Source organism: Vibrio sp. 1641 (assembly GCF_033339995.1).
In the GTDB taxonomy this organism is placed as follows: Bacteria; Pseudomonadota; Gammaproteobacteria; order Enterobacterales; family Vibrionaceae; genus Vibrio; species Vibrio alginolyticus.
This window is the reverse complement of the sequence record NZ_JAWOVP010000345.1, coordinates 1-592: the sequence shown is the minus strand read 5'-3', so window position 1 is coordinate 592 and position 592 is coordinate 1. Positions and strand designations below refer to the sequence as shown.

At 49.5% G+C, this 592-nt stretch carries 1 pseudogene; it reads right to left on the bottom strand.

Annotated features, from left to right (window positions below):
- Positions 1-16 precede the first annotated feature (16 nt).
- Positions 17-592: pseudogene (locus tag R7Z47_RS25905) on the bottom strand (BCCT family transporter); the annotation flags it as partial.

Genomic DNA, 592 nt, shown 5'->3' with positions numbered 1-592 from the left:
TTGGAAATGGCAGTTAACCAGTGATTACAAGCAATACGGCTGGAAGGTTGAAGCCTTCAAAAGCCGAAGCGATCAATCCAGGATTCGCGAGCTCGAATGCTAAACGGCTACCGCCCACGGTGCTGAACCAAAAACAGGTGATCAGCGGCGCAGCAATACTGATGGACAAAATCAATTGGCGAATTGTACGGCCACGCGAAATACGCGCGATGAAGATTGCCATCATTGGCCCGTAACCAATAAACCAACCCCAGAAGAACACTGTCCACCAGCTCAACCAGCCAGTGTCACCGCGATAAAGCGCCATCGGGAAGAAGTTATCCACCATGCGGCCTACGCCTTGCACATAGCCATCAATAATAAAGCTCGTTGGGCCAAAGAACAGGATGTAACCGATCAGCAGTACCGACAGGATGATGTTGTAACGGCTCACAAGTTGGATGCCTTTGCTTACGCCACTTAGCGCCGAAAGCGTGTACATCACGATGGCAGCGACAATCACCATGCTTTGGGTAATGAAGTTATCTGGGAAACTAAATAATGAGTTCAGCGCGTAGCTGATTTGCAAACCAAGAAAGCCAATAGGGCCGAT